Annotated in this window: 21 protein-coding genes and 1 other annotated feature; of the genes, 5 read left to right on the top strand and 16 right to left on the bottom strand. The window is 40.1% G+C overall.

What is annotated here, in order from left to right; genetic code table 11:
- Positions 1-47: 47 nt before the first annotated feature.
- The 4 genes from IEX12_RS00700 (at position 48) to IEX12_RS00685 (ending at position 3,737) form a co-directional block, all read left to right on the top strand.
- On the top strand, positions 48-1,271 hold the full coding sequence (locus tag IEX12_RS00700; RefSeq protein ID WP_188724551.1) for an ABC transporter permease: 1,224 nt from the start codon (positions 48-50) through the stop codon (positions 1,269-1,271).
- Positions 1,268-2,392, top strand: coding sequence for an ABC transporter permease (locus IEX12_RS00695; RefSeq protein ID WP_159457780.1), 1,125 nt, complete (start codon positions 1,268-1,270; stop codon positions 2,390-2,392). The genes IEX12_RS00700 and IEX12_RS00695 overlap by 4 nt, the downstream gene beginning before the upstream one ends.
- A complete protein-coding gene (locus tag IEX12_RS00690) occupies positions 2,385-3,056 on the top strand; it encodes an ABC transporter ATP-binding protein (RefSeq protein ID WP_088050822.1) in 672 nt (223 codons plus the stop codon). Before IEX12_RS00695 ends, IEX12_RS00690 begins: the two co-directional genes overlap by 8 nt.
- Positions 3,057-3,122: 66 nt before the next feature.
- Positions 3,123-3,737, top strand: a complete 615-nt coding sequence (locus tag IEX12_RS00685) for a lytic transglycosylase domain-containing protein (protein ID WP_188724550.1) — start codon at positions 3,123-3,125, stop codon at positions 3,735-3,737.
- 83 nt (positions 3,738-3,820) lie between these two features.
- Here IEX12_RS00685 and IEX12_RS00680 read toward each other — a convergent pair whose 3' ends face one another.
- Positions 3,821-4,906: a M42 family metallopeptidase gene (locus tag IEX12_RS00680; protein ID WP_088050824.1), complete on the bottom strand. Its 1,086-nt coding sequence runs from the start codon at positions 4,904-4,906 to the stop codon at positions 3,821-3,823.
- 206 nt (positions 4,907-5,112) lie between these two features.
- Here IEX12_RS00680 and IEX12_RS00675 point away from each other — a divergent pair, with 206 nt between their 5' ends.
- Entirely contained in the window at positions 5,113-5,505 is a 393-nt protein-coding gene (locus tag IEX12_RS00675; protein ID WP_088050825.1) for a sigma-w pathway protein ysdB, read from the top strand.
- Between the two features lie 532 nt (positions 5,506-6,037).
- Here IEX12_RS00675 and IEX12_RS00670 read toward each other — a convergent pair.
- The 15 genes from IEX12_RS00670 to polA form a co-directional block, all read right to left on the bottom strand.
- Positions 6,038-6,610: a TVP38/TMEM64 family protein gene (locus tag IEX12_RS00670; RefSeq protein ID WP_155554152.1), complete on the bottom strand. Its 573-nt coding sequence runs from the start codon at positions 6,608-6,610 to the stop codon at positions 6,038-6,040.
- A gap of 289 nt (positions 6,611-6,899) precedes the next feature.
- Complete coding sequence (locus tag IEX12_RS00665) at positions 6,900-7,163, bottom strand: DUF1294 domain-containing protein (protein ID WP_155554153.1); 264 nt, start codon at positions 7,161-7,163, stop codon at positions 6,900-6,902.
- A gap of 275 nt (positions 7,164-7,438) precedes the next feature.
- Positions 7,439-7,795, bottom strand: coding sequence for a 50S ribosomal protein L20 (gene rplT, locus IEX12_RS00660; protein WP_088050828.1), 357 nt, complete (start codon positions 7,793-7,795; stop codon positions 7,439-7,441).
- 127 nt (positions 7,796-7,922) lie between these two features.
- Complete coding sequence (rpmI, locus tag IEX12_RS00655; RefSeq protein WP_188724549.1) at positions 7,923-8,120, bottom strand: 50S ribosomal protein L35; 198 nt, start codon at positions 8,118-8,120, stop codon at positions 7,923-7,925.
- 18 nt (positions 8,121-8,138) lie between these two features.
- A complete protein-coding gene (gene infC / locus IEX12_RS00650) occupies positions 8,139-8,642 on the bottom strand; it encodes a translation initiation factor IF-3 (protein ID WP_106427348.1) in 504 nt (167 codons plus the stop codon).
- 65 nt (positions 8,643-8,707) lie between these two features.
- Positions 8,708-8,833 (bottom strand) — a sequence feature (ribosomal protein L20 leader region).
- A gap of 121 nt (positions 8,834-8,954) precedes the next feature.
- Entirely contained in the window at positions 8,955-10,901 is a 1,947-nt protein-coding gene (thrS, locus tag IEX12_RS00645; RefSeq protein ID WP_188724548.1) for a threonine--tRNA ligase, read from the bottom strand.
- Between the two features lie 361 nt (positions 10,902-11,262).
- A complete protein-coding gene (gene ytxC, locus IEX12_RS00640) occupies positions 11,263-12,114 on the bottom strand; it encodes a putative sporulation protein YtxC (RefSeq protein ID WP_188724547.1) in 852 nt (283 codons plus the stop codon).
- A gap of 159 nt (positions 12,115-12,273) precedes the next feature.
- On the bottom strand, positions 12,274-13,203 hold the full coding sequence (gene dnaI, locus IEX12_RS00635) for a primosomal protein DnaI (protein ID WP_088050831.1): 930 nt from the start codon (positions 13,201-13,203) through the stop codon (positions 12,274-12,276).
- Positions 13,204-13,209: 6 nt separating this feature from the next.
- Positions 13,210-14,553 carry a replication initiation and membrane attachment family protein gene (locus IEX12_RS00630; protein ID WP_088050832.1) on the bottom strand — a complete coding sequence of 448 codons (1,344 nt, stop codon included), beginning with the start codon at positions 14,551-14,553 and terminating at the stop codon, positions 13,210-13,212.
- Positions 14,554-14,656: 103 nt separating this feature from the next.
- Positions 14,657-15,118 (bottom strand): transcriptional regulator NrdR, encoded by a 462-nt coding sequence (nrdR, locus tag IEX12_RS00625; RefSeq protein ID WP_088050833.1) that lies wholly within the window; start codon positions 15,116-15,118, stop codon positions 14,657-14,659.
- A 37-nt stretch (positions 15,119-15,155) separates the two neighbouring features.
- Positions 15,156-15,536, bottom strand: a complete 381-nt coding sequence (locus IEX12_RS00620; RefSeq protein ID WP_088050834.1) for a cytosolic protein — start codon at positions 15,534-15,536, stop codon at positions 15,156-15,158.
- 497 nt (positions 15,537-16,033) lie between these two features.
- On the bottom strand, positions 16,034-17,065 hold the full coding sequence (locus IEX12_RS00615; RefSeq protein ID WP_088050835.1) for a glyceraldehyde-3-phosphate dehydrogenase: 1,032 nt from the start codon (positions 17,063-17,065) through the stop codon (positions 16,034-16,036).
- Between the two features lie 120 nt (positions 17,066-17,185).
- Complete coding sequence (gene coaE / locus IEX12_RS00610; RefSeq protein ID WP_088050836.1) at positions 17,186-17,785, bottom strand: dephospho-CoA kinase; 600 nt, start codon at positions 17,783-17,785, stop codon at positions 17,186-17,188.
- Between the two features lie 135 nt (positions 17,786-17,920).
- On the bottom strand, positions 17,921-18,745 hold the full coding sequence (gene mutM / locus IEX12_RS00605) for a DNA-formamidopyrimidine glycosylase (RefSeq protein WP_088050837.1): 825 nt from the start codon (positions 18,743-18,745) through the stop codon (positions 17,921-17,923).
- Positions 18,746-18,897: 152 nt separating this feature from the next.
- Entirely contained in the window at positions 18,898-21,534 is a 2,637-nt protein-coding gene (gene polA, locus IEX12_RS00600; protein WP_088050838.1) for a DNA polymerase I, read from the bottom strand.
- Positions 21,535-21,631 lie beyond the last annotated feature (97 nt).

Raw genomic sequence — 21,631 nt, 5'->3', positions numbered from 1 at the left:
ATACGATATGATTTGGCCAATTTTCCTAGCTACAAGGAAGTGACAGCATGTCTTTTATGAAACACATCATTCTATTTATCCGAAATGATGCGAAGAAACTTTGGAGGAAGTGGCCATCACTTCCTCTTCTTTTGCTTTTTCCAATTATCATTATTGCATTAAGCGCCATACTTATGATTACATTTACAGGTCAAGATGAACACGAAGCGATTCAAGTAGGATTAGTCGATTTAGATCAATCGAAAGAAACACAGCTGGTCGTGAAATTAATTGAGGAGTCATCCCAATTGGGCAGCTATATAACGATCCATGCATTACCCGAGGACAAGGCCCTTGAGCAGCTGAAGCAGAGTAAGATTAGTGGGTATATAACCTTTCCAGCAGGATTTACCAGTGATTTATATAATGGAAATTCAGTTACATTACATATTGCCGGAAATCCGGCAAAGCAAACGGAAAGCTATCTCATCAAAGAACTATTGGACAGCATTTCCCGGCATATCCGGGCAGCACAAGCAAATATTTTAACGATTAATTACTTTGCCAAGCAATTACCGATTGCAACTGATGAAAGAAATGACCTGTTATTTGACCAATTTACCAGCTTTATCTTTTATACAATTGGCAAGGACAAAATCCTGGATGAGGAAACGATAATGAACAATGCTACAAGTTCACCGATCCACTATTATACACTTGCAGCTTGGTTTATTATCGTCACCATTTGGCTGATTGCTTTCTATTCATTATTAACAAACGATGAACATCAACGGATGGAGCAGCGGATGCGGCTTTACGGTGTTATCGAGCTCCAGCAAATCCTGGCAAAAATAATAGTGTCTCTTTCCGTTACCATGTTTCTTTCTGGATTTGCCTTGGTTCTATTTCAAAAAATTACAGCTATACCACTGTATGGGGAGGACTATGGGCGGATTGCGATCATTACGTTATTATACGGGTTTAGCTTTTTGGGAGTGTTAGCCATTATCGAAACGATTTTCCGATCGCAAAAATTGCGCTTACTTATTCAATCGCTATTTACCCTGCTCCTATTGTTGATAAGTGGAGCAATTATACCAGTATTATATTTTCCGATGTATGTGCAGGCATTTTTGCCTTACAGTTTTGCCAATCAAGCATTCCATTGGCTGCAGGAGATCATTTTAAATGAACGGTTTTATGCGGACTACCTGCCACTTATCCTGCTTTCTAGTGCTATATTTTTTATCTTTGCGGGTTTTTCATTGTGGAAGGAGCGTGCCCGATCGTGAAATATATTATAGAAACACGATTTCTCCATTGGAAAAGACACTGGCCAAGTCTCCTGTTCTGGCTGTTGATTCCATTGATCGCAACAATCGGGATTGCAAAAGCAGCCAATGCCGTTACCGATGATAGCAAAGTACCTGTTGGTATTGTTATGGAAGACGAATCAGATGCAGCAAGCGAATTGCGAAACGAGATCAAGTCAACACCATTCATTCGGGTCTACCAGCTTGAAGAGGATGTTGCTTTATATCGGTTAAAGAAGCATCAACTGGATAGTGTCTTTGTTATCCATGATGGCTATGAGGAAGAAATTCGTGAAGGCAGCCGTAACCGATTACTCACAAGTTATCGATCAGACCTTTCATTCGCGTATACACCGGTAAAAGAAATGATATTATCCTATATCCAGCAAGAAACTGGGCGGTCGAAAGCGGCATATACCGTTCAGGAGCTAATCGGCCACTACCAGTCAACTAAACAATGGACATGGGATGAAATCGTTGCAAAATCGAAGGAGATTCAATCGGAGCAAGATTTGCTGAAAACATCTTTTTCTTTCGGTGATACAGAAAATTCGTCACAGAATAATGACGCGCAATTGTTCCATATATGGGGGTTGTGGGCGATCTTCTCCCTTTTATCAACCCTGCTGCTGTTTGACTGGATAATTCATGAAAAACACGCCAGTGTCAACGTGCGATTTGCTTTTATGCGCTATTCGTTCAAACACTATCTCGTTTTTAATTTTATTATTTATACTGTTTTGTGCTTTATAGTGGATTTACTGAGTGTTAGTATATTTTCAATTATTTTCCAGGAGCAAATATCCATCTGGAGTCTAACAAGTTTTCGGCTAACCCTAAGCATAGCGGCTTTTTTAATGGCAAACCTGTTTAGAAGGCAATTTCTTTACTATACCACTGCATTCGCCATCGCCTTAATTATGGCGGTTGCCAGCGGGGCAATTATCCCAAATACTGGGATGATACAAAAATGGCCTTGGGTGGATATGCTTAATCCGCTTCAGCCATTTCTGTCAGGTGGAAGCGCAAACCTGGCCACATGCATCATTATGCTGTTTTCCATAATTTGGTATTTCAGGAAGGAGGAGATCCATGCTTAACATCAATTCTCTATCAAGACATTATGGCAAAAAAGAAATCTTAAAGGACATTTCATTTTCCGTAAAACCGGGTGAAATTGTTGGGCTCGTGGGGGAAAATGGCGCAGGTAAATCAACTATGCTGAAAATACTGGCAACCCTATTACATCCAACAGATGGATCCATTGCATTAAATAATCTGACATATAAAGAAAATCGGAAAAAGGTTCGCAAACTGGTCGGATTTGTCCCCCAGGATATCGCATTATGGGATGAATTCACCGTAGAGGAGAACATGGTCTTCTTTGAAAAGCTGGCATGGAAGAAAAAAAGCAAAGAAGAATTAAAACAGCTTTGCCTGGATATGAAATTGGAAATTTGGCAGGACTCGGTAAAAACCTTATCAGGGGGAATGAAACGAAAATTAAATTTGGCGATCACGCTTATCCATGACCCCCTGCTATTATTACTGGACGAGCCGACTGTTGGCATCGATTTAAAGTCGCGGAAAGAAATTGGTTCCTATTTATACAGGCGAGCAAAAAAAGAAGGCATGATGATTCTTTATACTTCGCATGATATGGATGAAATTATCAGTTTATGTGACCGTGTTTTCTGTATTGGTAATGACCCGTTTTATCAGGAGGTATTACAGGAATCCGGAAAAGAAGTATTCAAACTCTAGGAAGCTATTGCCATAACAGCCATTTACGGGTAAACTAATACTGGAGAGAGAAGGGGGAGATTTCCAATGGAGATAAAAGATTTACAAACGATGATCCAATATCAGGCAATGTCGATTTTAACGTCAACGGATAATTCATTTTCTGATAACTCCCCTATCGTTGATTTAGCATTCAAGCAAATGCTGCAGGAAAAAATAAATCAAGCAGCATCATTAAACAACGAGGGACAGCTATCCAGTAAGCCGGCTGGTCATCCCGCACCAGACATGCATACGAATACAGCAAACACACGTAAAAAAATGGATGAAGGTTTTACAGCAATCATCTCCAATGCTGCGGAAAAATTTGGTATTGATCCAAGGCTTATTCATTCGGTTATCAAAGCAGAATCAAATTACAATACGAATGCTAAAAGTTATGCTGGCGCACTGGGGCTGATGCAACTGATGCCAGCAACTGCCCGTGGTCTAGGAGTGACAAATCCATATGACCCACAACAAAATATTGAAGGCGGTACAAAATACTTAAGTCAAATGCTTAACCGCTATGATGGCAATTTGGAATTAGCGATTGCTGCCTATAATGCAGGACCCGGAAATGTTGATAAATATCAAGGAATCCCGCCATTTGCCGAAACAAAACAGTATGTACAGAAAGTGATGAATACATATTTAGCCTAGAAAAGTTGCATGTGGTTAATCATACAAAACAAATAAATTAAAAAGCGGCAGCAGTATTGTAACTGCTGCCGCTTTTTACTTATTCAAGCAAAAATAATCTCATTCGCTTTATCCCGATCTAATTTTTTAACTGCTTCTACAATTAATTTTACAGCGTTTTCGAAATCATCCCGGTGTAAAATAGCTGCATGGGAATGGATATACCGGGTTGCAATCGTAATGGAAAGGGATGGCACACCACTCGCGGTCAGATGAATGGAACCCGAGTCTGTCCCGCCACCTGGTATAGTAGTGAACTGATATGGAATATGGTGTTCTTCCGCTGTATCAACAATAAAATCACGAACTCCTTTATGTGAAACCATTGATGCATCATATAAAACAATTTGCGGACCATCTCCAAGCTTGCTGTCTGCTTCCTTATCCGAAATACCTGGCATATCTCCAGCAATACCAACATCCACACCGAAACCAATATCAGGCTTGATTTTATGTGCTGCTGTACGTGCACCACGCAGGCCAACCTCTTCCTGAATCGTACCGACCCCGTATACAACATTTGGATGATCGACATCTTTTAACTGCTTAAGTACTTCAATGGCAATTGCACAACCAATCCTGTTGTCCCAGGCCTTCGCTAACAGCATTTTTTCATTTTTTAATGGGGTAAATTCAAAGTAAGGTACAATCGAATTACCTGGACGAACACCAAAATCAGTCGCCTCCTCTTTGCTCTTTGCACCAATATCAATGAACATATCTTTTATTTCCACCGGCTTTTTTCGTGCTTCGGCAGATAAAATATGTGGTGGTTTTGAACCAATGATTCCGGTAACATCGCCTTTTGCCGTCATAATGGTAACACGTTGAGCAAGCATAACTTGGCTCCACCAGCCGCCAGTAGTTTGAAAATAAACATAGCCATTGTCGTCGATTCGGGTTACCATAAAGCCAACTTCATCCAAATGACCCGCAATCATGATTTTCGGTCCGTTTTCGTCCCCCGTTTTTTTCGCAATTAGACTTCCCAGATTATCTGTGAAAACCTCATCGGCAAACGGCTTAATATACCCTTCCATCACGTCTCGCACTTCTTTTTCGTTGCCTGGAATTCCCCTGGCATCAGTTAAATCTTTTAGCATTGTTAATGTTTCATCCAACTTTGCCATATGTATGAATGCCTCCTTCTATTTATCTCACTATTATTATAACTTTTTCACAAGCATGAAGGAAAGTTTTAGCCTCTAATAACACACACTGGTAATACTCCTTTTTGTTTTACTACGATTGTACCATGAAAAAATGAAATATAGTGAAACCTAAATGAATTGTAATACGTATAAGGGAATAACAAGTTTCGGGGAGACGGTTTAACATGATTGTATTATTGTTTCGTGTGCTGATTTTCATTGCGCTTGCCTGCATTCTATATACAATATTTCAATACTTTCGGAATCCGCGGCGAAAATTACAGATTGCCAAGGAACAAATGGAATTCTTCTTACTGGATGAGGAACAAAATAGTAAGAAGAATTTACAATTTGTTTATAAAGGATGTTTATTTGAAGGAGAAAAATATTTGGGAACAACTGAGCAGTCATTTGAAGTAGTTACCATTCAAATCACTGCTCCAGAGCCACTTGATTTGCGTGGATTGACACGAGATGATTTATATTTTCTGGAAAAAGAACTATTAATTCGCTACCCGTATGCGCAAATCGAATGGAAACACCCGATTAACAAGTTGTTGATAACGCCTGTTAAGTGAAAACGCTCACCTTCATTTAAGATGAGCGTCTTTTCCGTCCAATAGTGCTTTTGTTCCACGTCCAGCTCCAGCGCCCAGCAGCTAGTGGACAACACCCGCCTCCGTACGATAAGTCGGGCCTACAGGATGTAGGTCAGTTCGGCGTTGCCACAGGACGTGGCGTTCTTAGTCGAACATCCCCTCGTTCGAGGAAGGAGGAAGGCCGACTAAAAACGGACTTTGCGTCCAACTCACGTCTACCCCTATGAAGGGGCATGTTTCCTTTATCTCCTACGTAGGAATGTTCGGTTAAAACCGCTGCTTTGCGCAGCAACACCGAACCACCCTGCTTGGCAGGGCGAGAGTCCTCTAGCCGCTAACCGGGCACTTCCGCTTTTGTTCCACGTCCAACTCCAGCGCCCAGCGGCTAGTGGACAACACCCGCCTCCGTACGATAAGTCAACATCGGTTCGCTTCCAGCTCACCGTGTTTCCTTTATCTCCTACGGCTCAGTCCAGTCCATACGCCGCTAACCGGGCACTTCCGCTTTTGTTCATGTACTTGCCTGGAAAAAGTCATGCCATTTAATAATAATTTCTTTTCTCCTAAGCAGATAGATAAGCGGCAATAATGCGATTAAAAACATGGAGATATAGATAGGGGACAAGCTTGCAATCCATTGACCGATGGACGTGTAGACAAACGCCAATGGAATGTTTGAGAATAATGATGACTTCGCATAATCTTTAAAACCTGCAGTTATTTGGATTAAACATAACGATAACAGATGAAAATGAATAAATGGCACAAGTCTTAATACGGCGATTTGTGAGGTCGTAAAATCGGTTTGTTTCCCAATAATCTTCTGCTTCATGCTGACAAGTCGGTTGTACGTTTTTGGCATCCAGCGAATAATTCCATAAAACAGTACACTGGATAATGTAATACCAATAAGGGAATACAAGGTACCAGCCACTGTCCCAAATAAAATACCTCCGGATACACAAATAAATACAACAGGAAGAAAGAATAATGGGCGTAATAAATGAAAGCTAATAAATAAAATTGGTGCAAATAATCCACCTGTTTCGATAATCGTCATGAGATAATTACCAAACAGTTCCATGATATTCCTCCTTCTTAGCTAGTGTCTGTGGGCAAACTCTTTCCATTGTAAAGAAAGTATATAATTTATAGTTATATGAAGTCTTTACCAGAAAATGCCACGTCCGGCTCCAGCGCCCAGAGGCTAGTGTGCTTCCTTCACCTCCGTACGATAAGTCAACATCGGTTCGCTTCCAGCTCACCGTGTTTCCTTTATCTCCTACGGTTCAATCCAGCACATACGCCTCTAAACGGGCGCTTCCGCCTTTGTTCATAACGATTAGTACATGTATATGACAAGAGACGAGCCTTTATGACACTGTAAGAAAGATAAATAGTACTGCCTGAAGGGACAAAATCAATGGCATACCTATTTGAAACGTCCGGTGTTTTGTTTTGTGATGAAACGTCTTCATTCCGGCATATGAACCGAGAGCTCCACCAATAATCGCGGTAATCCACAATGTTTTTTCAGAAATCCGCCATTTATGCTTTATCGCCCTTTGCTTATCGGTTCCCATCAGTACAAACCCGATTACATTTATTAGGGTTAAACACAAAATAGATATATGCATTGCATTTCCTCCAGTACGTAATAAGAAAAGCGCAAGCGCCCGTTTAGCAACGTACAAACTGGAGCACTCCGCAATGAGATAAAGGAAACACGGTGAGCTGGAAGCGAACCGATGTTGACTTATCGTAGTGAAGGAGTGTGAAGTTTGCTAGTTGCTGGGCGCTGGAGCTGGACATGGCCTTTCTTGATCGTGAATTAATATCGCTAAAATTATATACTTTCTTTACTTTAAATAAATGACCAAACCCGTTTTGGATTTGGCCATCATTTTCCAATCTATTTTAATGCTGCTTTTGCTTTATCAGCAAGTTGTGTAAATGCTTGTTCATCATTGATAGCAAGATCTGACAGCATTTTACGGTTTACTTCAATACCAGCTACTTTTAGACCATGCATTAGTTTGCTGTATGAAATGTCATTCATACGTGCTGCAGCATTAATACGTGCAATCCAAAGCTTGCGGAATTCACGTTTCTTTTGTCTGCGGTCACGATATGCATATTGACCTGATTTGATTACTTGCTGTTTTGCTGTTTTAAATAACGTTCTTTTTGAACCATAATAACCTTTAGCTAATTTTAATACGCGTTTACGACGTTTGCGCGTAACCGTTCCACCTTTTACACGTGGCATAATAATTCCCTCCTAATACAAGTACCTGTATCTCAAATAGTTTAATTGCACGCTTTTCACAAGCTAAGAAAATATACAAATTTAGGCTGTATTCTGCTCTCGGCAGAGTAGGCCACGTCCGGCTCCCTTATTTATACGGAAGCATTGATTTAATCCGCTTATAGTCTCCAGAGGATACAAGTGCAGATTTACGTAATTTGCGTTTTTGTTTTTGTGATTTATGGACAAACATATGACTTGTATATGCATGTGAACGTTTCAGTTTTCCAGAACCTGTTCGTTTAAAGCGTTTTTGTGAACCTTTGTGGGTTTTCATTTTAGGCATGTAAATTTCCTCCCAGAATTATTTATCGTTAATTGGAGCAAGCATGATAAACATGTTACGGCCTTCCATTTTAGCCTTGGATTCCACTGTTGAAATATCTTTCACCTCTTCAGCTAAACGATCTAAAACCTCTTGGCCAAGCTCCTTGTGCGTAATGGCACGACCGCGAAAGCGAACCGAAGCCTTTACTTTGTCGCCTTTTTCAAGGAATTTACGAGCATTTTTTAATTTGGTATTAAAATCATGATCACCGATTCCTGGTGTAAAGCGAACTTCTTTTACGTTAATAATTTTTTGTTTTTTACGTGCTTCTTTGTCTTTCTTCTGTTGTTCATAGCGGTATTTCCCGTAATCCATGATTCGGCACACTGGTGGTTTCGCATTTGGAGCAACCAGAACTAAATCCAAATTCCGTTTTGCAGCAATATCCAATGCTTCATTACGTGATTTCACTCCAAGTTGATCACCATTCGAATCAATTAATCGCACTTCCCGAGCACGAATTTTCTCATTAACGTTCATATCTTTGCTAATAGCCAGCCACCTCCAAAATTTTTTAACTATAATCGTTGACAAGTTGATTCATTTACATAAAAAATGTGTCGGTACACAGATGCACCCACACGTTCCCAATAGTCTATTTGAAAATTATCGGACCAGTCAACAGCATAAAGCGTCGAACAGGTGAGAAGCGGGTGCTTCTACTTGTCTATCGATCATTAAGTTTTGATTCAGCTTTTATAGAATAACATCGAATAATGTATATGTCAATACATAGCTTCCCCCTTCCAAGTAAATACGCTAACCTATTCACTTGGAAAGAGGGTATCATTATTATTTCCGCAATTTCTTCTCGGTAATTTCTTCCGTTATAATTTGTTCAAACGCTTCATAAGACATCGTCTCGGACTGTTTTTCCCCATATCTCCTTACATTAACAGCGTCATCATTCATTTCCTTATCACCTAATACTAAGGAAAATGGAATCTTTTGTGTTTGGGCTTCACGGATTTTGTAGCCAATCTTCTCATCGCGCTCGTCTACTTCAACCCGGACACCGCTAAGTCTCAGCTTATCCGCAACCCTTTTCGCATAGTCCAAATGTGCCTGTGGAGAAACTGGAATAACTTTTGCCTGTACTGGTGCCAGCCATGTTGGAAAGGCACCTTTGTATTCCTCAAGAAGAAAGGCAACAAATCGTTCCATTGTGGAAACGACACCACGATGGATGACAACTGGGCGATGTTCTTTTCCATCCTCACCAATATAGGTCAAGTCAAAGCGTTCCGGTAGCTGATAATCAATCTGAACAGTCGACAATGTTTCGTCTTTACCAATGGCTGTTTTTACCTGTACGTCAAGCTTTGGACCATAAAAAGCTGCCTCTCCAATTGCTTCCACATAGTCGACGCCCATCTCCTCCATCGTTTCCTTCAGCATGGATTGGGCTTTTTCCCACATCTCATCATTATCGATATACTTTTCTTTATCTTCCGGATCACGGTATGAGAGGCGGAAGTAATAGTCTTCAATACCGAAATCTTGATACACTTTTTGAACAAGTTCAACTACACGAATAAATTCGTCCTTTAACTGATCTGGACGGGCAAAGATATGGGCATCATTCAGCGTCATTGCCCGCACACGTTGCAGACCGGCCAAAGCCCCGGACATTTCATACCGATGCATTGTACCAAGCTCCGCAATCCTGACTGGCAAATTCCGATAGCTGTACAACTGATTTTTATATACCATCATATGGTGCGGGCAGTTCATTGGACGGAGAACCAAATCTTCGTTGTCCATTTCCATTACCGGAAACATGTCGTCATCATAATGATCCAGATGTCCACTCGTTTTATATAAATCGATACTGCCCAATACCGGTGTATATACATGGTTATAGCCCAACCGCTCTTCCAAATCAACGATATAACGCTCAATTTGGCGGCGAATCGTCGCGCCTTTTGGCAGCCATAACGGCAGTCCTTGACCAACCTTTTGGGAAACGGTAAAAATCCCTAATTCTTTTCCAAGTTTACGATGATCGCGTTCTTTTCGCTCTTCCAATATCCGCAAATAGTCGTCCACCTGGCTTTGTTTTTCAAAAGCAGTTCCATAAATCCGCTGCAGTTGCTGATTATTGCTGTCTCCACGCCAATACGCTCCCGAGATACTCAATAATTTAAATGCCTTGATTTTGCTTGTCGATGGAACATGTACACCCCGGCAAAGATCAAAAAACTCTCCTTGCTTGTAGATCGTTACCTGTTCATCTTCCGGAATGGCATCAATCAATTCGAGCTTCAGCTCATCACCAATTCCCCGGAACATATCCTTCGCTTCTTGACGGGTAACCTCGATTCGCTCAATTTCCAGGTTCTCATCGACAATCTTGCGCATTTCTTTTTCAATTTTTGGCAGGTCTTCTGGGGTAATCGTATGCTCCATGTCCATGTCGTAATAAAACCCTTCTTCGATGACCGGGCCAACACCAAATTGAACCTTTCCGTACAAACGTTTAATCGCCTGTGCCATTAAGTGCGCTGCGGAATGCCGTTCAATGTCAATGCCTTCTTTGTTTTTATACGTAATAATTTCAATTGCCCCACCATGAGGTAATTCTCGCTTTAAATCGTACAGCTTGCCATCAAGCTTAATGGCAAGTGCCTGCTTTTTTAATCCGGGGGAAATAGTTGCTGCTATATCCTCTCCAGTTGTCCCAAAAGGAAATCCTTTTTCAGCACCGTCAGGGAAAATAATTGCAATGTCTGCTGCCATGATTATCGCTCCTTATCATTTATTAAAACGATTTTTAAAAAAATTAAAAACGCCCACCCCTCTGCATCTATGCAAAGGGACGAGCGCTTAACACGTGGTTCCACCCTAATTCCCGTAAATCATTATTACGGCTCATCATCTTTAACGCAGATGGTACGCTACTGTCTACTGGATCTGTTCGACAGCAGAGTTCAAAGGTGGTAATCATCCGGTTGTATATTGGAAGCTTTCAGCCAGCGGGCTCCCATCTCTTGTTTATACAATAGGCAAATGATCTTGTCCTTATCCTTACTTATTATCCTAATAAATAATAATATAAGTCGTATTATAGCCTCTCACGATATGAAAATCAAGCCTTTTCTCATGGATTTTTCAAATAATAAGTAAATGGAAAATTTTTATAGGCTTCGAACTCCACTTTTTCCTCGAAAACATTAATCACGGTTAACGTTTTCGGTTCTGACGGATGGTCACCATAAATTTTTATTTTCTTCGGTGCCATCGCGACTAAAGGTGCCAAATTTAATTCATCTTTATCCAGTCCGACAATATATAACGGTTCTTTCTGCATCAGCATCCGTAATTCCATTTTTGAAAACGGCTTGCCATTTTCTTTAAAAAATGAAAATGTACTTCCTTGCAATACATGAATCAGATTATAGGTTGGTTCTTTTTTTGCAATGTATTCACGCAACATGTTTACAAATGCCTGATGATCCTCTTCCCGTTTAAATTCGTCGATTGCCAGTCCAACGTAATGGATTAATTGATCTTTAAAAACCTTCAGGCGAAACTTAACGATTGAATCATAATGGATCGTTGTTGTGTTTTTAATATTAGCAATGAACAAGGACTGCAATAATTGATTGGGATCCTTGTTTTTTCTTACTTGGAGGCTGTCATCATCCTCACCAGAAAAAATCCAATGCGTTAAATCCAGGATGCGTTCCATCTCATCCGTATTCGTATAGTAATAGTATTCTTCCATAATATGTTTGATCATATTGGTTAATCGATGATTGATAAACACATCGGTCATCGCCTTTGCAATTGAATCCATCGTCTTGTTGCCTGGCAGTTGGTATTGCAGTTGTAGTAGATTCCCCCAATCCTCATCTGTTTTCCAATGCAATTCAATTTGCTTGTTATAACGAAATAAATACTCACAAAAACTGATCACTTCTTTGTCAGAACTAAAATAAACTTCCAGCAACAAATATCACCCTCATCCAGAACCAAACTGTTACATTATATGGACAAAAGGGTGAAAAAATGTATGATCCGGATAAACTACCAACAATAGTAAAACCGACACTTCCGAAAGTTTAAAAAGAAGCTAACAGAATAGCACTAATCCTGTTAGCTTCCTTATTTAGTTGCGTCGGTTCTCCCCATACATGAGAAACTCTTTACTTACTTGTTTAATTCGCTCAATAATTCTGCCGGCTTTTACTTTTTCAACGCCACCGCGATTTGATATAGCTAACTGCTCCTCCAATTGCTCCAAACTATAATTGGAAGTAAAAAAGACAGGCAATCGTTCCATCATGCGGTACTGCAAAATTGATCCGAGGATTTCATCACGGAACCAGGCAGACTGTGTTTCTGCACCAATATCATCCAACATCAGAACTTCTGTTTTCTTAAAATAATCTATTTTCCTGTTGATAGAATCATCCTTGATTGACCCTTTCATTTCACGGACAAATTCCGGCATATAAATAAGCATGGATGAAATGTGCAATTTCTTTAGTTCATTGGCGATCGCCCCAAGAAGATAGGTTTTCCCAACACCAAAGGGGCCGGAAAAATAAAACCCTTTCGCTGGTAATTCGGTTTGTGCCTGTTTTAAAAAAAGCATCAATTCCCGGACAATTTGCCTTCTCGTATCATCTATATCCAAACTGTCCAGATTCGCATGTAATATATCCTTGGGCATGTACAGGCTGTTAATCAAATTTTCCTGTTCTTTCTGTTTTTCATATGCTACACGACTATGGCATTTTTCATATGTTAAATGTAATTCATTATTATCTGCTTTTAATATTGGAGAATATCCTTGAATCATATTGATGCACTTGCCAAATGAGGCGCATTTTTCGCATTGCTTTGATTGGGTTGTATACTCGTATAACTTTATCAGATTCTTATCGATTTCGTTTTCTGTTAATTGCGGATGCAAGGCAAGAAATTCAGCTATCTCGGGATCGTGAAGAACCTGCTGTTTGATAGACAGGTAATTTTCCTTGAAATTCTTATTATCCTGCATCCATTTTTTTAATGTCGATTTGATTGGTTCCATCAAAAATCATCCTTGCAAATGATTATTTTTACTTGTAAATTCACGTAAAAGTGCTTCAAATTCCGCTTTTTCCTCTTCTGTTTCTGTGTGATTTATTGTTGTTGCCGGTTGTGCCGGCTTCTTTTTCCGATCTTTAAACCAATCAGGTACTACTTCATTGGCAGCAGGCTTCCGGTAATTTTGTTTTTTTACATATCCTGCTTGCGACTTCGCTTTCTCTTTTTTGGCAAATTCCATCGCTTCTTTTGCCGTTTGTAAATTGGCTCGTGACCAATGACTGGCGATTTTCTCTAAATAAGCTTTAGACAGTTTCATATTCGATTGCAGCAATACATAATGAATCAGTACATTCATAACCGGAGATGGCAGCCCTTGTGTTGTCATAACATCCCGGATGATTTTCATATCCTGTTCAGACGCATGGTTTCCACTTGACAGATCCTCCAGCAGTTGTTTTGGCGAAATTGTTTCCAGTTCATAAATCAACTGCTCTTCTTTCGTAGCTGGTTTTGTTTTCACTTGAGTTTTACCCTGCTTGGCTATTATATCAGTTAACTTAATGACTGACTGCTGGTGAGTGGACTTGAATAGATCATGGCAGGCTACTTTAAATTCATCTGTATCCAGCTTGTTTTCCGCAGTAAGTGCCCACATTACCGCTTTTTCGATTTCATGTTCCGCTAAATCATATAAGACCATCATTTGTGAAATTAATTTACGGTTGTCGGCGGTTAAAATATATTTTTCTGGGATCATTCGTTGTTTTAGCATTTGTTTCATCCAGGTAAAATCAATCTGTACATTACTTTCCTCATGTGATGCTTTAACAGGATCAGATGGTTCCATTTGCGGTTGAAATGTTTGGAAAACATCATGGAATGCAGCAGTTACGTTGTTCCCGCCATGCAGCCGAGGTTTAGTTACGTAATGATTCTTTAAAACAGTAAACTTCTCATCGCCTACATGATGGTACAATAACTGTGTAAGCATCGCATCCTCAAAAAAATCTCCAGGGGCAAATGGTTCCAATAATTCGTACGTATAATAATCGTTTTTATCTGTCTGATGTTTGTATGTATTCAACAGACCGATTCCTTCCAGCTTAAGTCTTGCCCGGTAAATATCATCCAGGGGCAAATTCAAATAGTTCATTAACGTATGATGGGTCTGTGGTTCATTAGCTTGCTGCAATTCAATTTCATGCAATAGCGTCTGGTATAACATAACAGCAGTTATCCCGATTAACGGCTGGTACAAATGAGTTAATGACCGCATATACCCTTCTGGCAGATTACCCTTCTGCACGACCATATACCCCTCTACAGGCAAAAGCTTTCCTATAAAATTCATTCGTTTCACCTCAAATTACGCATGAAAACACTATAAGAGGGTGTTCAAAACGTCACCAAATGATAAGCACGACTTTTTGAACACGCACTATAAGTTCCTGTTATTATTTCTTATCTGTATTGATTAGCTCCTTTAACTCGTCCAGGAAAACACTAATATCCTTAAATTGGCGGTAAACTGATGCAAATCGGACATAGGCAACCTCATCGACATCTGATAGTCGATCCATCACCATTTCACCGATTTCGTTACTAGGGATTTCCGAGACGCCGCCATTACGCAGTTCTTTTTCAACATCCGCAGCAATTCCTTCGATTTTCTCCAGTGGCACCGGTCGCTTCTCACATGCCTTTATTAAACCGCGAATCAGTTTTTCTCTGCTGAATTCCTGTCTCGCTCCATCTTTTTTTACAACGATTAGTGGAACCTCTTCAATCCGTTCAAATGTAGTAAACCTGAACCCGCATTGTTCACATTCCCTGCGCCGGCGGATCGTGCGTCCTTCCTCAATTGGTCTTGAATCCAGAACCTTCGTATTTTTACTTGGACAATTTGAACACCGCATGTATTCAACTCCGTTCATTTTGATTAGTATGTTTGGCCTAATCAATTAATGGAAATGTTTTGTTGAATTCGTTATACAAGCGCTGAATTAACTTCGTGCTGTATCCAAAGTCAAATGGCAATAATGACTCTGTTGTTACCGAAAAATCAATCGCCGTTTGATAAGGTCTTACCATGATAATCGTTACGATTATAAATGCTTTTCTTCCCTTTTTTACATAAGCACTTATTTCTCCGTGTTCTTTGGAAACCGAATTCACCTGATAAGCACCAGATTTACTGAAGTACTCCTCAACCATCTGCAATCCTTTATCCTTTGTTGTTTTATAATAATGGGTTTGTAATGTTGTATCATGATGATTTTCGCTTGTTTCCGCATGATTGTTAAAATACTTTACGATTATATTTTTTAATGACATCCATTTCCCCACCCGAAAAATCATTTATGTATTAAATACGCAAAAATATTATATCTTTCATTTTAACATGTTTTTAGTAATTCCACTAATGCTACAAACAAATTTAATTCATGGCCGGCTCTTCTGAAAATCAACACAAAAACTGATCATACATCTATCATGATCAGTTTTAGTGGGGGAAAGTATTAGAGAATGTGAATAAAGGTGCAAGCGCCTTTGTTCTACGTATGTAAAGAAAGTATAGAATTTGAGGCGCTATTATGCGTGCAGCAGAGCAGGCCACGTCCGGCTCCAGCACCCAGCGACTAGTAAACTTCCTTCACCTCCGTACGATAAGTCAACATCGGCTCGGGTAGGAAGGAAGGCCGACTAAAAGCGGGCTTTGCGCCCAACGTCGGCATACCCCTTTTGCAGGGGCATGTTTCCTTTATCTCCTGCGGTTCAGTCCAGTTTATACGTCGCTAACCGGGCGCTTGCGCCTTTGTGCACAAATACCATCAGGATATTTTCATTTGCTTTTGATGCATGTAGCTTCCGGCGTATTTTGCCAGATCCACTACCCGATGTGAATAACCCCATTCATTATCATACCAGGCTAATACTTTTACCTTATTATCATCCATCACCATCGTTGAAAGTCCGTCAATAATGGCAGAATAATCTGTTGTCGTATAATCAACCGAAACAAGTGGTTCTCTGCTGTATTTAATAATTCCGGCAAGCTCCTGATCTGCTGCATTTATAAATACACTATTGACTTTATCTACTGTAACCGCTTGCTGCAAATCGACCACTAAATCTACCAAAGAGACGTCTGGTGTTGGGACCCTTAATGCCATCCCATGCAATTTTCCGTTTAAATGTGGCAGCACCTCACCCAGAGCTTTCGCTGCACCTGTCGAAGTTGGAATAATTGACTGTGTGCAGCCCCTGGCTCTGCGTAAATCTTTATGCGGATTGTCAATATTCTTCTGATCATTTGTAAAGGCGTGAACGGTTGTCATTAGACCATTTTGTATGCCAAACTGATCGTCCAGTACTTTTACAACCGGTGCTAAACAATTTGTTGTACAGGAGGCATTCGAAATAACATGATCTCTATCAGGGTCATAGGTGTCGTGGTTTACCCCCATGACAATCGTTTTATCGACTTGTTTGCCCGGTGCAGTGATGACGACTTTTCTAGCCCCTGCCAAAAGATGCAATCCTGCTCCTTCTTTTGAGTTAAACTTGCCAGTTGCTTCAATAACAATATCAATGTTCAATTCATGCCATGGAAGCTTTTCCGGTTCACGGGAATTGACCAGCAATACCTTTTTCCCATCTACTTCAAGCTTGTCATGAAACGCTTTCACTTCCCCGTCAAAAATTCCATGAACACTATCATATTTAATTAAATGCGCAAGTGTTTCTGGAGGATAATTTGCATTGATCGCAACAACATCTAATTGTTCATCCTTAATCGCCTGACGGAATACCATCCGTCCAATACGACCAAATCCGTTAATAGCAATTCGGGTTTTGTCCATTTGTAGTCCTCCCAATATGTTATACTCATTAACTTAATTGTTGTAAATAGTATAACACATTTATGCAGAAATGTGATTATTTATTACATAAAAAAACCTTTGGGCGAGTACCCAAGGCTATTATATCGCATTCCATTCTTTAAGTATTTTCTCCAATTGCGCATACGACTGATATTTTGTCCCATTGTTATTAATAACGGCATCAGCCATTGCTGCCTTCTTCTTAACTGGAATCTGGGCTGCGATCCGCTGTTTTGCTTCTTCCTCTGAATAATTATCTCGTTTCATGAGCCGTTCCAATTGTACCTCTTCATCAACAAATACAACCAGTGTCTTATCCACAAAATGAGTTAGTTTACTTTCAAAAAGCAACGGTATATCCAATACAACACAGGTAGCTCCTGCTTCTTGTAATGCATCCCTTTGCTTAAGCATTTTTTCCCGAACAGCCGGATGGACAATCCCGTTTAATTGATCCCGCTTCGCTTCATCAGCAAAAATAATGGTTCCCAATTTTTTGCGGTCAATTGTTTGGTTATCCCGTAAGACATCCTGACCGAATGCTTCAATTATTTTTTCATACGCCTTCTCCCCTGGACGTACAACCTCACGTGCCAGCTTGTCTGCATCAACTACCGGGATCTGATAATCATCAAACATTAAGGAAACGGTACTCTTTCCACTTGCAATGCTCCCGGTCAGACCAATGATTAATGCCATATTAGCAGCATCTCCTTTCATAGGGCTGTTCCATTAGCCACTAAATGATAAAGTGAAACTTCATTCAGTAGAGGGTATTACAGCCCGTTAATGCGTGATAACTCAGGCGCCTGCTTATTTTCAATTTGATAAATTCTATTTCTGGCAAGAGACACAAAGGTGTGTACCTCTTCCGCCGACTTTCATTTTCACAATCGGTTTGCCGCAATTTTTACATGCCTTGTTTTCCTGTCCGTAAACAAACAGTTCTTGCTGAAACATCCCCATTTCCCCTTGTCCGTTTACATAAGAGCGGATAGTTGTTCCACCTTGGGCAACGGCTTCTTTTAATGTCGTAATCGACGCCTTTTGAATCGCTTTAATCTCTTTTTTCGTTAGTTTACTGGCTTTCTTTAGCGGATGGACACCCGACTTAAATAACGTTTCATCAACATATATATTACCCAAACCGGCAACGATTGTCTGATCAAGCAATGCAGCCTTTATACTGCGCTCCGTTTTCTTTAATTTTTTATAAAAATAATCAAATGTAAAGCTTTTATCAAATGGATCAGGGCCTAGTTGATCAAGTGGCTTCTGTTCAAATTCTTCTCCTTTTTTAAACACATGCATCGTCCCAAATTTGCGAACATCATTGTAGCGCAGTTCTTCCCCATCAGAAAAAGTAAAGATGACATGTGTATGTTTTTTGCGGGGCTCCGAGTGATGGTGTACACTGTATTTCCCTTCCATCCGCAAATGAGAAACAAGTACATATTCGTCAAGCTGGAATAATAAAAATTTCCCTTTCCGTGTTATATCATGAATCGTTTGACCAGCTAAAATATGTTTAAACTGTTCGACATCATCTGGCAGTTTAATAATATTTGGCCAAAAAACATCGATATGCTCAATTGTTTTTTCCATTACAAAACGTTTTAAGGTATTTTTTACGGTTTCTACTTCTGGTAATTCTGGCATTTTTTCTTTTCTCCTTACAGATAGGGGCACTTCTGTTTTTGATCAGCTAGCTCCGGCACCTGAAGGACAGCATCAGCATCCATATATCAGGTACATCGGAACTAGCCGTGTTGCACGGGTACAGTCCATCTACCGCTTCCAGGTTTTTGATCTTATTTTGCATCAAACCAGCTTTTTCCATATTGATACTCCACCCTGAGTGGTACGTCAAGCTCGACAGTGTGCTCCATTGTGGCTGGTACAATTTCCTTCAGCTTTTCCACTTCTTCTTTTGGCGCTTCAAGTATAAGTTCATCGTGTACTTGCAGCAGCATTCTTGCCTCCAGATTTTCATCGATTAATGTTTGATGAAGATCGATCATTGCCTTTTTAATAATATCCGCTGCACTTCCCTGAATTGGTGTATTCATAGCCGTTCGTTCGGCAAAGCTTCGTTTATTAAAATTTCTACTTGTAATATCGGGCAAATACCTCCGGCGATTCATCAACGTTGTTACAAAGCCCTTATGTTTTGCATCCTGAACAATTTCCTCCATGTAATTTTTTACACCCGGGTAGCTTTCCAAATAACGGTCGATAAATTGCTGTGCTTCTTTTCGAGTGATCCCCAGGCTTTGCGAAAGTCCATAGTCACTTATGCCATAAACAATGCCAAAGTTAACAGCTTTCGCATGCCGCCGCATATTTGCGGTAATAACATCCTTTCCAGTATGAAATACTTCCATTGCCGTTTGCGTATGGATGTCCGTGTCATGCTGAAATGCATCGATCAATTTATCGTCCTTCGCAATATGGGCCAGGACGCGCAGTTCGATTTGCGAATAATCAGCAGCAAACATAATCCAATCTTCTTTCGCTGGCACAAAAGCCTGACGAATTTTTCTTCCTTCTTCCAAGCGAATCGGGATATTTTGCAGATTTGGATCAATCGAGCTTAACCGGCCTGTTTGCGTAAGAGCCTGATTAAACCGTGTATGAATTTTATGAGTGTCCTGATCGACTACCTTTAATAGCCCTTCCACATAGGTGGATTGCAGCTTGCCTAATTGCCGGTATAACAGTAGTTTGGGTATGATTTCGTGTTCATCGCGAAGCTGTTCCAAAACATCTGCTGCAGTGGAGTAACCTGTCTTGGTTTTCTTAATGACAGGCAGTCCTAGCTTCTCGAACAGAACCGGGCCCAATTGTTTTGGTGAATTTAAATTAAACGTTTCACCGGCCAGTGTGTACACTTCATTCTCAATTTCAGCTAACCGTTGTTTTAACTCGGCCCCCATATCCTCCAAGCGTCTGATATCGACCTGGACCCCGGTATGCTCCATTTCGCCAAGAATAAGCGCAAGCGGCATTTCCAGTTCTTTCAGTAATTCGTATTGCTCGTTTTGCTTTAGTTCGTCTTCCATCTTTTCTTTCACTTGAAATAATAGACTCGTTTTACGAACAACATGGTTTGCTACTTTCTCTTGTTCGGGTACTTTTATTTTTGCACCTTTTCCATATACTTCTTCATCAAATAAAATAGCTGTATGTCCCATTCGATGTCCAATTGCCGGTATATCGTGATGATTTTCGGCAGGATTAAGCAAATAGGAAGCAAGGAGCATATCAAATACGATCCCGTTTACCTTTATATCATGGTTCAATAAAGCAACTAATGTTTTCTTTGCATCAAACACATACTTTTTCTTCAAGCTGTCCTCTGCCCATTCTTTAAAAATTTCCGATTGGACAGCGATATCGGTCGGAATAAAATAGTTATTTTCTTCGTTAACGATGCCAATTCCCTCAATTGGTGCCTGATGATAGTTATCACTGAGCATCTCTACAACAATTGCCTCATTTCCCGTAAACATGTCCGGGTTTATTTCGTTGACTATTGAATAATCAATCGCCGAAAGCTCTGCCGTTTCTGCCGCTTCATCTGATTCACCGGCCAGTTTATTTAATAAGGATTGGAATCCAAGATCCTTAAAAATGGCACTTACCTTACTCTGTTCATAACCATCATACGTAATATCATGAACCGTGACTTCAATTGGTGAATCACAATTTATCGTAACAAGCTCTTTACTCATAAAGGCGTCTTTTTTATGGTTTGCTAGATTTTCCTTTAGCTTTTTTCCACTGATCTCATCGATATGCGCATATACTTCTTCTATTGTCTTATATTGCTTGATTAATTTTGTTGCAGTTTTTTGCCCTACACCAGGGACACCTGGAACATTATCGGAACTGTCGCCCATTAGCGCCTTTAAATCAATAATCTGTTCCGGATTGATTTCCATTTTTTCCATCATAAAAGCTGGGGTATAGGAGTCCACATCACTAATCCCCTTCTTCGTCAAATTTACGGTAACGTTATCGGAAACAAGCTGTAACAAATCCTTATCTCCAGAAATAACAGTAACATCCCAATTTTCCTCATTGCCTTTTTTCGATAATGTACCAATAATATCATCCGCTTCATATTGGTCAAGCTGGTAATGGGGAATATGAAATGCATCAAGCAATTCTTTTAAAACAGGAAACTGTTCAGACAGCTCGGGCGGGGTCTTTTGCCTGCCGCCTTTATACTCCTGATAGGTCTGATGGCGAAAAGTAGTTTTCCCTGCATCAAACGCCACCAGCATATGGGTAGGTTTTTCATCTTCTAAAATTTTTAATAACATCGTTGTAAATCCATATACTGCGTTTGTATATACACCTTTATCATTATTTAGTAATGGTAAAGCAAAGAAAGCACGATAAATAATACTGTTACCATCAATTAATACTAGTTTTTTGGACACGGATAATGCCTCCCTTATTTTTATTTACTATTGTTCGATTACAAGCGCTACTATAATTTATTCACACGGTACGGACGGATACACTTTTACAAATTAA

Source organism: Lentibacillus populi, assembly GCA_014642895.1.
In the GTDB taxonomy this organism is placed as follows: Bacteria; Bacillota; Bacilli; order Bacillales; family Amphibacillaceae; genus Lentibacillus_C; species Lentibacillus_C populi.
Note: the sequence above shows the minus strand (reverse complement) of the source record. Positions and strands in the feature narration are given on the sequence as shown.